The organism is Lysinibacillus sp. NPDC097162 (assembly GCF_044762185.1).
Classification (GTDB): Bacteria; Bacillota; Bacilli; order Bacillales_A; family Planococcaceae; genus Lysinibacillus.
In genome coordinates, this window is sequence record NZ_JBIWDT010000001.1 from 959,486 (window position 1) to 974,356 (window position 14,871).

General features: G+C 40.0%; 13 protein-coding genes. 12 read left to right on the forward strand and 1 reads right to left on the reverse strand.

All coding sequences use genetic code 11. From position 1 onward, the window contains the following. The first annotated feature begins 6 nt into the window (after positions 1-6). The 4 genes from ACIQXW_RS04660 to ACIQXW_RS04675 all read left to right on the forward strand — a co-directional run bounded on the left by ACIQXW_RS04660 (position 7) and on the right by ACIQXW_RS04675 (position 5,454). Positions 7-1,050: an S-methyl thiohydantoin desulfurase domain-containing protein gene (locus tag ACIQXW_RS04660; protein WP_402760143.1), complete on the forward strand. Its 1,044-nt coding sequence runs from the start codon at positions 7-9 to the stop codon at positions 1,048-1,050. Positions 1,051-1,810: 760 nt separating this feature from the next. Beyond that, positions 1,811-2,431 carry an HD domain-containing protein gene (locus ACIQXW_RS04665; protein ID WP_402760144.1) on the forward strand — a complete coding sequence of 207 codons (621 nt, stop codon included), beginning with the start codon at positions 1,811-1,813 and terminating at the stop codon, positions 2,429-2,431. Then, positions 2,431-4,317 (forward strand): ABC-F family ATP-binding cassette domain-containing protein, encoded by a 1,887-nt coding sequence (locus ACIQXW_RS04670; protein ID WP_402760146.1) that lies wholly within the window; start codon positions 2,431-2,433, stop codon positions 4,315-4,317. The genes ACIQXW_RS04665 and ACIQXW_RS04670 overlap by 1 nt, the downstream gene beginning before the upstream one ends. A gap of 12 nt (positions 4,318-4,329) precedes the next feature. Further along, a complete protein-coding gene (locus ACIQXW_RS04675; RefSeq protein WP_402760148.1) occupies positions 4,330-5,454 on the forward strand; it encodes a conserved virulence factor C family protein in 1,125 nt (374 codons plus the stop codon). A gap of 238 nt (positions 5,455-5,692) precedes the next feature. Here the strand turns inward: ACIQXW_RS04675 and ACIQXW_RS04680 are convergent, their stop codons facing one another. Then, on the reverse strand, positions 5,693-6,652 hold the full coding sequence (locus tag ACIQXW_RS04680; protein WP_402760150.1) for an alpha/beta hydrolase: 960 nt from the start codon (positions 6,650-6,652) through the stop codon (positions 5,693-5,695). A gap of 126 nt (positions 6,653-6,778) precedes the next feature. On the opposite strand from ACIQXW_RS04680, the gene ACIQXW_RS04685 reads away from it, so the two are divergent. From ACIQXW_RS04685 to ACIQXW_RS04720, 8 genes are all read left to right on the forward strand, one after another. Continuing rightward, positions 6,779-7,201, forward strand: a complete 423-nt coding sequence (locus tag ACIQXW_RS04685) for an Rrf2 family transcriptional regulator (RefSeq protein ID WP_402760152.1) — start codon at positions 6,779-6,781, stop codon at positions 7,199-7,201. Positions 7,202-7,343: 142 nt separating this feature from the next. Further along, on the forward strand, positions 7,344-8,111 hold the full coding sequence (locus tag ACIQXW_RS04690; RefSeq protein ID WP_402760154.1) for a DUF7683 domain-containing protein: 768 nt from the start codon (positions 7,344-7,346) through the stop codon (positions 8,109-8,111). A 187-nt stretch (positions 8,112-8,298) separates the two neighbouring features. Continuing rightward, positions 8,299-9,528 (forward strand): M20 family metallopeptidase, encoded by a 1,230-nt coding sequence (locus tag ACIQXW_RS04695; protein ID WP_402760156.1) that lies wholly within the window; start codon positions 8,299-8,301, stop codon positions 9,526-9,528. Further along, complete coding sequence (locus tag ACIQXW_RS04700) at positions 9,528-10,610, forward strand: tartrate dehydrogenase (protein ID WP_402760157.1); 1,083 nt, start codon at positions 9,528-9,530, stop codon at positions 10,608-10,610. The genes ACIQXW_RS04695 and ACIQXW_RS04700 overlap by 1 nt, the downstream gene beginning before the upstream one ends. 1 nt (position 10,611) lies before the next feature. Beyond that, on the forward strand, positions 10,612-11,358 hold the full coding sequence (locus tag ACIQXW_RS04705; protein WP_402760158.1) for an SDR family NAD(P)-dependent oxidoreductase: 747 nt from the start codon (positions 10,612-10,614) through the stop codon (positions 11,356-11,358). 10 nt (positions 11,359-11,368) lie between these two features. After that, on the forward strand, positions 11,369-12,829 hold the full coding sequence (locus ACIQXW_RS04710; RefSeq protein ID WP_402760160.1) for an aldehyde dehydrogenase family protein: 1,461 nt from the start codon (positions 11,369-11,371) through the stop codon (positions 12,827-12,829). Positions 12,830-12,840: 11 nt separating this feature from the next. Continuing rightward, positions 12,841-13,869 (forward strand): ABC transporter ATP-binding protein, encoded by a 1,029-nt coding sequence (locus tag ACIQXW_RS04715; RefSeq protein ID WP_402760162.1) that lies wholly within the window; start codon positions 12,841-12,843, stop codon positions 13,867-13,869. Further along, positions 13,844-14,818, forward strand: coding sequence for an ABC transporter ATP-binding protein (locus ACIQXW_RS04720; protein ID WP_402760164.1), 975 nt, complete (start codon positions 13,844-13,846; stop codon positions 14,816-14,818). The genes ACIQXW_RS04715 and ACIQXW_RS04720 overlap by 26 nt, the downstream gene beginning before the upstream one ends. The last annotated feature ends 53 nt before the right edge of the window (positions 14,819-14,871 follow it).

Sequence of the window (14,871 nt, forward strand, 5' to 3'; positions counted from 1 at the left end):
GTGCAGATGGTAAAGGTGTTAACGTATGAGGATGGTTTAGCTGCTGTTTATGGAGGGGCAATCCTAGGAGGCGGCGGTGGCGGCCTCCTAGGGGAAGGCTTAAAGTTAGTGGAGGAAATTTTCGCTGCTGGAAACCCTCAACTTATCGATTTAACGGCATTAAACCATGAAGATTTAGTAGCCTGTGTAGCGATGGTTGGAGCACCTTCAGCGGAAGAACAATATGTATCCAATGAACAGCTATGCTGGAGCTATCAACAGATGAATGCGTATATGGATCATCGATTACATGGAATTATTACGAATGAAAATGGTGCCATAACGACAATCAATGGTTGGTTACAATCGGTATTATTGAACGTACCAGTTGTTGATGCCCCTTGTAATGGACGGGCTCACCCGACTGCCATAATGGGTTCCTTAAACCTACATGAGCAACAAGATTATCAATCTGTTCAATTTTATGCAGGTGGAAAAGATGATTACGCTATTCAAGGCTTAGCTGAAGGTAATTTACAAAACACAGCAAAAACAGTTCGTCATGCTTCTATTCTAGCTGGAGGAATGGTAGCGGTGACACGTAATCCAGTAACAATAGGCTATTTGAAGGAACATGGAGCACCAAATGCAATATCTGCCGCTATTGAGCTCGGATATAGCTTCCTAAATGGACGAACAATGGATGAAAAATTAGATAATATTATTCAACTGTTAAATGGCGAGCATATCGTATCTGGAGCAGTAAAGGATTTTTCTTTGATAAAGGAGAATGGCTTTGATGTCGGTAGCTTAACTGTGGAGGATGTTGAATTAACTTTCTGGAATGAATATATGACATTATCAAAGGCAGGGACCATTCAATCGAGATTTCCAGATTTAATAATGACATTTGATATTGAAGGGATGGTACCTGTTCCAAGTGCTAGCATTAAAGAAGGCATGCATATAGCTATTATTCAAGTTGATCAAAGCCATTTAAATTTAAGCTCAACGATGAAAAATGCCAAGCTATTACAGGAAATTGATACGGTTATTAGTAAGGGTTTGTAAAAAAGAAAAAATGCTAAAATAGCAAGAAAGCAACCTAATTCATAAAAGCTGCCAACATCTCATCGAGATGGGCAGCTTTTATTGTTCCTTCAGCGGGAGGGTATTACATACGATCAATTTCTTTCCTACTTCCTTCATAACGTATTTCTTACTTATGGCTTAAATGAACTTTCATTGTCTAAATGAATTATCGAATATTGTTAACGCGACTCTAATGAAGCGGCTTTTCGCAAAATGATCGCATAGTTGGTTATACATTAATCATTAAATGGAAAAGTTACGTTCAAACATATACGGTAAAAGCATTGTAGAAGGTAACATCGTTTAATGATAAATCCATAAAGCCTTGCTACATTTGGTCAAAGCCTTCGCGGACGCGAAAACAAAGCTAACTCGTTGTTCACATTTTTGTATTGTACTTCCACTATGCGGGTTAACAAACTTGAAATTTTAGGGAAAGTGTTCACTTTTATTGAAGATGATCGGTTACACTATACGCATTTCTTTGTAAAACAATATTTAATTGTATACCCGCTGAAGTTATTTAAAACTGTAAAAACACATAGCTTTTGTACATTACGCAAATTGTGAGCTTACAGAACAATAAAGTTTGTTCTGTATATTTATACTACAATATTCTGAATAATTAGTCAATTGATATGTGTTTTTTATTTGTTTTTCCTATATAAAAGGCGACATCGTTACCAACTTCCCATAGCAATACAGTATAATAGGCAAAGAGAAAGGACTGATTAATAATATGAATGAGTTAAAGAATAAGGTACGTAGCATATATGAGCAATTTGATGCGAGTCATGACTTTCAACATATTAAGCGCGTTTATCAAAATGCGTTAGCGATTTTACATACAGAGCCTAAAGCAGATGCAGACGTTGTGAAAATGGCGGTGCTTTTGCACGATGTAAGTGATAAAAAGTATACAGATAGTAAAGAGCAAGAAGAACAGTTGATTAATGAATTGAAAATAAGTGAAGCTAAAAAACAACATATTCGTGATTGTATCGCACAAGTGTCATTTAATGGAGGAAATGAGTTAGAGGCAACTTCTATTGAAGCGAAAATTGTACGTGATGCTGATCGTTTAGATGCAATTGGAGCGATTGGCATTGCGCGGACATTTGCTTATGGTGGTGCCAAAGGTCGGAAATTATATGATGACACAGAGGAAGCAAGAACAACAATGTCTGAGGAAGATTATCGTAGTAAAAATACGTCGTCCGTTACCCATTTTTACGAAAAGCTATTATTATTAAAAGATTTAATGACGACTGATAAAGGCAAGCAAATGGCTAATGAACGCCATCAATTTATGGTATGCTTTTTAGAGCAATTACAAAATGAAAGAGATGGAAAAGCATAATGAGTCATTTAATCGTACAAAATTTAACAAAGACAGTGGGCGATAAAACTCTCTTTCAAAATATTGAATTTACAATATACGAAGGGGAACGTGCGGGTCTAATTGGCATAAACGGAACAGGGAAATCAACATTGCTATCAATTTTAGCCGGTCAAATCGAAGCGGATGCAATAGAGATTGATCGCCCAAATAAATATCGTGTTGCTTATTTACCGCAAGAACCTACATTTAATAGTGGCGAAACGGTACTACAAGCAGTGTTTGCCGGTGATTCTCCCGTTTTACAACTTAACCATCAATATGAAGAAATTGTTGCAGCGCTCGCGTTAAATCCAACCTCAGAAAGCTTACAAAAAACATTGTTTAGCTTACAGCAGCGCATGGACGAGGAGCAAGCTTGGGACGTCAATGCACTTGCTAAAACTGCACTGACAAAGCTAGGCATTGAAATGTTCGATAAGGAAGTGTTAACCCTTTCTGGTGGCCAACAAAAACGTGTCGCTTTAGCGAAAGTATTAATTGAACCAGCAGACCTTTATTTATTAGATGAGCCGACCAACCATTTAGATGTTCAGTCAACAGAATGGCTACAGGAAATGGTGTTACGCTTAAAGGGAGCTGTTATTTTCATTACCCATGATCGTTATTTCTTAGATGAATTGTCAACGCATATTTATGAAATAGCAGACCAAACGCTATATCGACATACAGGGAATTATGGAGACTTTTTAGAGGCTCGTGCAATTCGCGAGGAAATGGCTGCTGCATCAGCCCAAAAAGATCGCAATCGTTATCGTTCAGAGTTAAAATGGATTCGCCGTGGTGCGAAGGCACGCTCAACAAAGCAAAAGGCACGTATTCAGCGCTTCGAACAGCTAGAAGATAACTTAGAGCGCAAGTCAGATGATATTTCACTTGAACTGGGCTTAGCAACAACGCGACTTGGACGAAAAGTATTAGAGGCTGAAAATATATCAAAGGCTTTCGGTTCGCAAAAAATAGTAGAGCATTTTACGTTTTTACTGCAACAGGGCGATCGAATCGGGATAATTGGTGCCAATGGCGTTGGAAAGTCAACTTTACTCAACATGCTTGCTGGTGAACTGTCGCCAGACAAAGGAGAAATTCATGTCGGTTCTACTGTGAAACTTGCACATTTTAAACAAACGTTACCGAAGATGAATGAAAATGAGCGCATGATTGAATATATTCGTGAAGCATCAAATGATATTACAGATGCAGAAGGTGTACGCTATTCTGCTGCGCAAATGTTGGAGCGTTTTTTATTTCCGCTACATGCACACGGTACGCCGATTGGCAAGTTATCAGGTGGGGAACGCAAGCGTCTGCACTTATTAAGACTATTAATGGAGCAACCGAATGTGCTATTGCTGGATGAGCCAACCAATGACTTAGATATTGAAACACTTGGGGTATTAGAGGACTTTATCGAACATTTCCCAGGTGTCGTTATTACTATTTCCCACGATCGCTTCTTCCTTGATCGTATTGCCAAAAAACTATGGGTTTTAGACGGACAAGGCCATGTAGATGAGTCACTTGATATTTATAGTGATTATTTACAGAAGCGGGAGCAGGAAACGTCTGTGAAGGTGGAAGCACCGAAAGCTGACAAGCAGAAGGTCGAGAAGCCAAAATCAGATAAGAAAAAACTATCATTTAAAGAACAAAAAGAATGGGAAACCATTGCAGATGATATAGAAAAAACAGAGACTTCAATTATGGAAACTGAAGAAGGTATTGCAAACGCAGGCGCTGATTTTACTAAACTACAAGAGTTAACAGCTAAATTAGATGAGTTGAATGCCCATTATGAGCATCTGATCGAAAGATGGTCATACTTAGATGAAATCGTAAACGGATAAGGAGCGTATAACATGAAAATTATTACAATTGAGCCGACACCAAGTCCCAATTCTATGAAGATTATCGTCGATACGGAGTTACCGTTTGGCAAAAGCTTTAACTTTACTAAGGACAATAAAGACGAAGCTACTGGTGAAGCGGCAGCTATTTTAGCCATTGAGGGGGTTAAAGGTGTTTATCATGTAGCAGATTTCTTTGCAGTTGAGCGTAATGCAAAATACGCATGGGAAAGTATTTTATCGAGCATTCGACAAGTTTTAGGCGAGGATGTAACGGAAGCTAGTGATATACAAATTGCTAATGAATTTTACGGTGAAGTTTATGTCCATGTACAGTTTTACAAACAGGTGCCATTGCAAGTAAAGGTATTCGATAATCAACGCGAATACCGTGTAAGCTGTGGTGAACGCTTTGTCGATGCCTTCAATAAAATTATTGAAACAAATGTTGATGAAAACTATATCTTCCAGCGTAAATGGATTGATTACGGTGTTCGTTATGGCGAGCTTGAGGAAATTGCTGAAGCGGTCAAACAAGAAATTGATGTAACTTATTCTGCACAACGTTTAGCTGACATTGTGGCAACGATTAATGATACAGAAAAGGTTTACCAAAAGCCTGCTAAACTAAAAATAACGGTGGAGCAGTTCCAACAGCCAGAATGGGAAAAACGGTTCCAATTACTTGACCAAATGGCGGATCCAGAGCTAGATGACCTGCCAGTTTTAGATTTAGCGCTGCAAGATGAACAAATGTCTATTCGTCGCTTGGCAACAGTTTACTTAGGCATGATAGAAGATGTTGCAGTTGTACCGTATTTGGAAAAAGCATTACACGATAAAAGTGCAGCCGTGCGCCGTACTGCGGGAGACTGTATGAGTGACCTTGGCTTGGTGGAATTTGAAGAGGCGATGCAACAAGCATTGCAAGATAAAAATAAGCTTGTTCGTTGGCGCGCAGCGATGTATTTGTATGAAGTAGGGACAGAGCAATCATTACAAGCGTTAAAGGCAGCTGAAGAAGATAAAGAGTTTGAAGTGAAGCTTCAAGTAAAAATGGCCATCGCTCGTATTGAACAAGGTGAGGAAGCAAAAGGCTCTGTATGGAAGCAAATGACAGAATCACGTCAGCAATAGAAGCAAAAAATGCAAGAGCATCTAAACGTAGATGCTCTTGTTGTGCTTTGTAAAGAGAAGTTGATTTCTGAAATCGCCGATAAAACCTTGGGAATCGCCGATAAAACAGCTGGAATCGCCAATTGAACCTTGGAAATCGCCGGTAAAACTATTGAAATCGCCAATAGAACATCAGAAATCGCCGGTAAATTCTTCAGAATTACTTATAGGGTGTGGTAAATATGATGAGCAATATTAGTTAAGTAGTAGGTGAAGCCGCTTTTTCAAAAGCTTTTTTAAAGGCATGCATATAATTTTCAATTGCACGTTGACTGATTTCTGCTTGAGGGACCATGTGTTCAAAGCCATGGAAGCAACCTGGATATAGATGGAATTCTGTCGGTACACCCGCCTTTGTCAGTCTCGCAATATATTCAATTGTTTCATCTCGGAATGGATCTAAATCTCCTATAAATGTATACGTAGGAGGAAGATTGCTATAATCCTCTGCATGGAGAGGAGCCGCATAAATAGGCGCATCCACAGCATAATTTGGGCCTAAATACATTTCCCATGCAAGGTGATTTTGTGGACCGTTCCATACTCGAGCATCTGTAATTTCGTCATTTGAAGGTAAAATACAACGATTATCAATCATTGGATATAGTGGCATTTGAAAAGCAATTTTAGGTCCTTTTCGATCCCGAGCCAAGAGTGAAACAGCAGCAGTTAATCCGCCTCCCGCGCTTGCACCATGGACAGCAAGACGTGTTACATCAATGCCTAATTCACTTGCATTTGCCGCTACCCATTCGAGTGCTGTATAGCAATCTTCTACACCAGCAGGGTAAGGGTGCTCGGGCGCTAAGCGATAGCCAACGGAAACGACCACACAATCTAATTGTGAAACAAGCATCTGACAACTTGCATCAAACATTTCAATAGACCCAATGATAAAACCGCCACCATGGATATACAAAATAGCAGGCAAAGTTCCGTATTTTTCAGTTGGTTCGTAAATTCGAATACGTACATCTGGTGCCCCGTTAGGACTAGTAATAAAGCGTTCTGTCGTTGTAACGTTTTCCATTTTTACTTCTTCGCTGCCAAGCGCTTCATTCATGACACTACGTGATTCAGCAATATTCTCTCTTGTTAAATTTAGTTCCTGCATAGCTGATAAGAACGTTGTTAACTCAGGATGTACTTGATTTTCCAATTGCATGCCCTCCTTATTTTTGAAAACGCTATCATTTTAATTGTGATTAAAATATCACAATTAAAATATAGTACAATGATTAAGAGAAGTCAAACTAAAAGATAGAGTATTTTGAAAATTGGGGGAATGACAATGCAGCTCCTTATCCAATCGGGTGATCTTGGCCCGAAATGGTTTCATGTAGCATTGCGAGCAATCGTCCTAATGGCGGAATCGAATGAGCTACTAAAAAGTAATTATATTGCGGAGACGCTAGGGGAGGATGCGACCTTCGTTAGAAAAATTCTTGCGAAGCTCGCAGAACAAGATTATGTACAGGCGCATAGTGGACGCTATGGTGGCTATTGTCTAAATAAAGCACCAGCGCAAATTACAATGCAAGATATATATAGTGTGCTAGGAAATAACAATGAAACACCTTATTGGTCAGTGCCATCTACTGGTTCGGAACGTTTTATTTCCATGATTATTGCGAAAGCGGAAAAAACGTTTCAATCTGTGCTAGCAGACTTTACGATTCAAGATATTTTAGATAATAGAAGTAAATAGAGTGTAGGCGAGCAGTCACCGACAAGGTAGAACATTTAAAACACTATTAAATTAGCTACTTTTGATGCTGTTTTTAAAAGAATTGGAGATTAGATTTTGATAATATCTAATTAAAAAATTAAAAATGGAGGTGCATCTATCTGTGCATAGAGATATCGACTATCAATGGCGGATTACAAAATACAATCCTGCTTATCGAAATGCAGAAGGACATTATTTGAGGGATGAGTGGACAAGTGCTTCAGAAATTGGAAAATCTTTTCTTGGAGAAATATTAACGTTAGACGACTATTTACAGGTCGAGAAAGCATATGTCGATACGGTGATGAAATTTCTTGAGGTTTATCAAATTGAGAACGTACGACTGATTCATCTTGAGACGTATGGTTTGAGTAACGTTGATAAAACTTCGCCTTTATATGACCCATCGTTTGATACATTTCCATTGGCAGAAGATATGCTAGTAACGATTGATGAAATTCCTATTGTCTGTAAAATGGCGCTGAGAGATTATATTTATTGTCAACTGATTACCGAGGATTTCTTTGTCCAGTTCGGTGATGACTATTATCTATTTATTGGTGCTAATAGCATACAACAGGAAGCGATACAATTTGCGAGCGAGCAGAGACTTTTTGTAGAACAAATGATATCGCCGTATTATCTTTCTGAAAAAAATGTTATTCGAGAAGTGGCATGGAGCTTTCCTGGAGAAACAATAATAGAAGATAGTGAAATATTGAAAGATATGTCTTTAGAGGAGTTACAAACTATTTTTCAACTCTCTTCTATTCATCCAGTCACAGGTGCTTTCTTAATTACCGAAGATATTGCTCCATATTTTCAAAAGAAAATTAAGCATCTTATGGATTTTACTAAGTATGAGTACCAATTACTAGCTGGGGATTAACATACGTGCACTCGCTCAAAACGTAGCTTTTATAGCGTTTTGAGCGAGTGTTTTCTCTTGGGGAAATCATAGCAAAAAAAGTTCCTGCGATTCTATGAATGATTATCATTTTGGCAAATATATTAGTAAATATACAATATGAAAATATGATTTGTAAATATTTTCTAATATAAAGGGGGCTTACTGAATGCAAGAACTAACTATAAAGAGAACGGAAACGTATAAACGAGATCGTGAAACGGTCATTGCGCTAACACAAAAGCTCGTTCGTATCGAAAGTGTCTATCGCGAAAATGATCCTCGTGGTAATGAAGAGGAAGTAGCCAATTACGTCGCACAATATTTACGAGATATCGGTATTGAAACGTTTGTTGAGGAGGTTGTACCTGGAAGACCGAATGTCATTGGTATTATTGATTCGGGAAAGCCAGGGAAAACCCTACTATTTGAAGGGCATACAGATGTCGTAACCGAAGGCAATCGTGAGGCATGGACATATGATCCGTTCGGTGCGGAAATTATTGATGGGCGTATGTATGGTCGTGGAACAAACGATACAAAAGGAAATCTTGCGTGTATGATTACCGCTTGTCAATCATTGCTACTAGATGGCGAGGAATTTACGGGCAAGATTATTTTATGCATTCCATGTGATGAAGAGGGTCTTATGCTTGGCATTAAGCATTTTATTCGCAATGGCTGGGCGGATGGCGTAGATGGGGCCATTATTTGTGAGCCGCAAGAAAACAATGTATGTATTGCACAACGTGGGGCCATTCGATTACAGGTCGATATTTTCGGCAAAATGGCACATGGCGCGATTTCTTGGAGTGGCATTAATCCGAATTGGCGTATGGCACGTTTGATCGTTGAGCTTGAAAAATTAGAAAAAGAAGAACAGGCACGTTTAGGACGTGACCCAATGCTCAACTGGCCATCGATTACACCTACGATTTTACGGGCTCCTGTAAAAGGGGATGCGCAAATTAATGTTATTCCTGATCATTGTATGACGACGCTCGATATTCGCACTGTACCAGCGCAAGATCATGATGAATTACTAGGGAAAATTGATGCGATTATTCAACGACTACAAGCAGATGATCCAGACTTTAAAGTGGCGCTTACGGTGCTTGATAATCGCCCTGCTACCGCTACTGCGAAAGAACAGCCAGTTGTACAGGCTATTTATGAAGCAGTGGCAGAAGTGACGCAAAAAGAGCCGATTTATAACGGTGTGCCAGGTGCAACGGATGGTACTTTCCTTCATGTACATGGTGTACCCATCGTCACGGTTGGGGCGGGTGATCGTGAAATTCCGCATCAAATTAATGAATATGTCGATATTGAAGAACTGGCAGAAACGACGGCCATTTACCGTTTAGCGGCATTAAAGTTTTTAGCAGGTGATGCGTAATGGTCAAAATTGCTGTTATTCCTGGAGATGGTATAGGCAAGGAAGTAATGGTGGAAGCGTTAAAAGTGCTCGAACAACTAAAGCAAGATGATCCAACTCTACAAATTGAAACGACCATTTTTCCATGGAGCTCGGATTACTACATGCAACATGGCACTATGATGCCAAAAGATGCACTTACAATATTAAGGAACTATGATGCAATTTTATTCGGTGCAATCGGTGATGCTCGTGTACCAGATGATGTTACAGTATGGGAATTCATTATGCCCATTCGCAAACAATTCCAGCAATATGTAAATTTCAGGCCGGTCAAAACGCTACAAGGTATTGCGTCACCACTCGTAAATGGCAGGGAAATAGATATGGTTATTTTTCGTGAAAATACAGAAGGTGAATATTCCAATAGCGGTGGCCATATTTATCATAATCAACCACAGGAAATGGCCATTCAAAATACGATTATGACACGGCTCGGCGTTGAAAAAATCGTACAAGCAGCCTGTGACTATGCATGTAAATATGGTAAGTCGAAAATTACAAGTGCTACAAAATCAAATGCCATTATTCATTCCATGAAATTTTGGGATGAGCATACGAAACATATTGTGGAAAAAGCCTCGCCAACATTAACGCTAGAATCTATTTATATTGATGCATTAGTCGCTTATTTTGTAGAGCGTCCTCAAGATTTTGAAGTTGTTGTGGCATCCAATTTATTTGGTGATATTTTATCGGATTTAGGGTCAGCAATTGTCGGAGGTCTTGGATTGTCTCCTTCGGCAAATTTAAATCCTGAAAAGGAGTTTCCATCGATGTTCGAGCCAGTGCATGGTTCTGCACCCAATATTGCAGGGAAAGGGATTGCCAATCCGATTGCACAAATTTGGTCTCTTGGATTATTGCTTGGGCATGTTGGTAGAGCAGACGCAGAAAACCGAGTTGTTTCAGCGATTGAAGCTGTACTTAAAGAGGGTGCCGTAAAAACAGCGGATATTGGAGGACAAGCGACAACCTCACAAATGGGCGATGCCATTTGTCAGGCGCTTGTAAACATAAGACAAACAGCAGGGGGTGTGTAACATGGCGGTGGCACAGCAAGTTATTATTGTGACAGGTGCTGGTGGAGGCATGGGGAAAGCAATTATTCAAGGGTTGCTTGAACAAGGGAATATTGTAATCGGTATTGATTTATCAGTTGCTTCACTGACTAACCTAGCGCATGAATCTTTACAAACGTACGAGGTAAATGTTCTACAAGAAGAAAGTATTCAGGCGATTACGAAAGAAGTTTTCGCGAAATATGGACAAATTGATGGACTCGTCAATGCACTAGGAATTGCACAAGCTGCAACACCGATTGAGCAAGTAACGATGGATGACTGGAATCGACTTATGGATGTAAATGTGAAAAGTTTATTTATTACGACAAAGGCAGTTGTTCCTTATATGAAGGAGCGAAAAAAAGGTTCGATTGTGACGATTGCATCTATTTCCGCAGTGCGTCCCCGTCCTGGTTTGCAGGCTTATATTGCTTCAAAAGGAGCGGCCGAAAGCTTTACACGCGGGCTGGCGATTGAGCTTGCATCTCATCAAATTCGTGTTAATACTATTCATCCAGGACCAGCAAATACGCAGATGCTAGCACAGTTTACAGCAGATGGTGCTGATGCAGAGCAAACAAAGCACAATGTCTTTATACAATCAGTGCCACTTGGTCGTTTAGTCGATCCAACTGATATAGCAGGTGCAGTAAATTATTTACTATCAGACGCAGCAACAATGGTGACAGGCACAACGTTACATGTTGACGGTGGCCGTGGCTTATAGGAGGGGTACGATGCAAGTTATTCCGATGCTAATAAATGGTAAGTGGGTACAAGGGGATGGTAAGGGGTTAATAGATGTCGTAAATCCATCTACTGGTGAAGTACTCGCGCAACTAAAGAATGCTAGTAAGGAACAAGTAGACGATGCAGTACGTGCGGCTCGTCATGCATATGAAAGTGAAGAGTGGCGCCAAGTGAAAGCTTTTGAGCGAGGTCAGCTACTTTTCCAATTAGCACAATATATACGTATGCATGCTGAAGAATGGAGTTTGCTAGAGTGTCGTGATGTTGGTAAGCCTTTGACACAGGCAAGGGCAGATGTTGAAGCGGCTGCTCGCTACTTTGAATTTTACGGCGGAGCGGCAGACAAAATTATGGGAGACACAATTCCTATCGAAGACGGTATTTTAAATGCGGTAGTTTTAGAACCAGTTGGGGTTACTGTCCATATTGTGCCATGGAACTATCCTTTACAAATTACAGCAAGAAGCGTTGCCGCAGCTATTGCAACAGGGAACGCAGTAATTGTTAAAAGTGCTGAGGATACTCCTTTGACGACGCATGCTTTGACGAAATGGTTTGCTGGAAAATTGCCGAAAGGAATTTTTCAGCATATAACCGGCTTAGGTCGAGATGTAGGACCATTTTTAACAACACATTCTGATATTGACCATATAACTTTTACAGGCTCTGTCCCTACGGGTATTGAAGTGATGAAGGCAGCGGCTCAAAACATTGTTCCTGTCACTTTAGAACTTGGTGGCAAATCGCCGAATATTGTCTTTGCAGATGCGCCGATGGAACAGGCATTAGAAGGGGTAGTCCGTGCTATTATCCAAAATGCTGGGCAAACATGTTCGGCGGGTGCTCGGTTACTTATTGAAAAAGATGTGAAAGAGGCGTTCGTCGCACAGCTAGTTACGAAATTTCAAGCATTGAAGGTCGGCCCAGGAGAAGCGGATGTTGATATGGGGCCACTTTTAAACAAACGGCAATACTTGAAGATTTCCACACTTCTGCAGCAGGCGAAAGAAAATGGCTATGTCATCTCTGGCGGCGAAACAATTACGATTAAAGGCTATGAAAAAGGCTATTATATTCAACCGACGATTCTTGATGGCGTAGATGCCAATGCTGCACTCGCGCAGGAGGAGATTTTCGGACCAGTGTTAACTATATTGACGTTTACAACAATAGATGAAGCAATTGCATTAGCGAACGGAACCGATTATGGATTAGTAGCAGGTGTTTGGTCAAAAGATTTAGACACAGCACATTATGTGGCAAGTCGGGTGAAGGCTGGACAAGTGTTCGTCAATAATTATGGCGCAGCGGGTGGAATTCAAATGCCGTTTGGAGGTTATAAAAAGAGCGGTATCGGTCGTGAAAAGGGCTTTGTTGCATTAAGAAATTATACGCAAATGAAAAATATTGCAATACGTTATACGACACCCAATCTCGACCGTGAGTAGGAGGGTAGGATGTGGAACAAGCAAAAGACAAGCAAGTATTGTTGGAGGTTAATCACTTAAATGTACAATTTCATTTGAAAAATGGTAAAAAGGCAAAAGTAGTTGATGATGTAAGCTTTGTTATTCATAAAGGTGAAACCGTTGCACTTGTTGGAGAATCGGGCAGTGGCAAGAGTATAACATCGCTGTCAATTATGCGTTTGCTTCCGATGCCACCTGGAGAAATTACTAAAGGTGATATCATTTTAAATGGAAAAAATCTATTACATTATAAAAATAAAGAGATGAGTATGATACGTGGCAATGAAGTGAGTATGATTTTTCAAGAGCCGATGACGTCACTTGATCCTGTTTTTACAATCGGCAATCAAATGATGGAAGCGATTCGAAGGCATCAAAAAGTCTCCAAAAAACAAGCAAAAGAAATGTCACTACACCTATTAAAAGAAGTGGGCATTGCAAATACGGAAAAAATTATAACAGAATATCCACATCAGTTATCAGGCGGGATGCGTCAGCGTGTAATGATTGCAATTGCCATGTCCAATAATCCACAACTATTAATCGCAGATGAGCCTACAACAGCTTTAGATGTAACCGTGCAAGCGCAAATCTTAAAGCTAATGTTGAAAATGAAAAAAGAACAGCACTCAGCCATTTTGTTTATTACACACGATATGAGTGTTGTTGCTGAAACGGCAGACCGTGTGATGGTCATGTATGCTGGACAAATTGTGGAAGAGGCGCCTGTCCGAGAGCTCTTTCTCCAGCCCAAACATCCTTACACAGTTGCTTTATTAAAAACGATGCCTAGTCTTGAAACAGACATGACAAGATTACCTTCTATCCCTGGCACTGTGCCACCAGCCTATGCACTGCCGGATGGCTGTCGTTTCGCACCGCGTTGTCCATTTGTTATGGAGCATTGTCGTCAAATAACGCCACAGACTAGGCTTATCCAGCCTGACCATAGCGTACGGTGTCATTTATTCACGGAGGAAGGAGCACTTACACATGACGGAGAGAGAAGTTTTACTTGAAATTCATCATTTAAAAGCCTACTTTCCTGTGAAACGCAAGTCTATGAAGGAAGAGAAAAAAGTCGTCAAGGCTGTTGATGATATTTCAATTGAAATCTTCCGTGGTGAGACCCTTGGGATTGTAGGAGAGTCAGGTTCAGGTAAGTCCACGTTTGGCCGTACAATTTTAAAGCTCGTTGAACCGACAGATGGGGAAATTTTATATAAAGGCCAACCTATTCAACATTTGAAGGGACGCCATTTACAAAAATATCGCAACCAAATGCAAATGATATTTCAAGATCCGTTCGCATCGTTAAATCCAAGGATGCGTATTGGTTCCATTATTGAGGAACCGATGGCATTACAATTAACGTTGTCAAAAGAACAACGTAAAAAAAGAGTTAGCGAGCTTTTACAAAAGGTTGGTTTACCTGATGATGCTATGCATAAATTTCCACATGAATTCTCGGGTGGGCAACGACAACGAATCGGTATTGCTCGTGCACTTGCCATCAATCCAGAGTTTATTATTGCAGATGAGCCTGTTTCTGCATTAGATGTTTCGATACAATCACAAGTATTAAATTTAATGATGGATTTACAGGATGAATTTCATTTAACGTATTTATTTATTTCACATGATTTAAGTGTTGTAAAACATATAAGTGATCGTGTTGCGGTGCTGTATTTAGGGAGAGTAGTAGAGCTAGGCTCGAAAAAAGAGTTGTATGCAAATCCCCTCCATCCATATACACAGGCATTACTATCTGCGATACCTACTGTCAATTTTGATGAACCAAAGCAATTAGTGCCATTACAAGGGGAGCTACCAAGCCCTATGAATCCACCGATTGGCTGTGTATTCCATACGCGCTGTCCATTTGTTATGGAGAAGTGTCGTCTGGAGCGACCTATACTGCAACAATTAAATGCACAGCAGCAAGTAGCGTGTTTTTTACATGAATAAAAATCTGAATATTCAATTTATTTAGCTGAGAAAGTCATTATATAACCATTTCT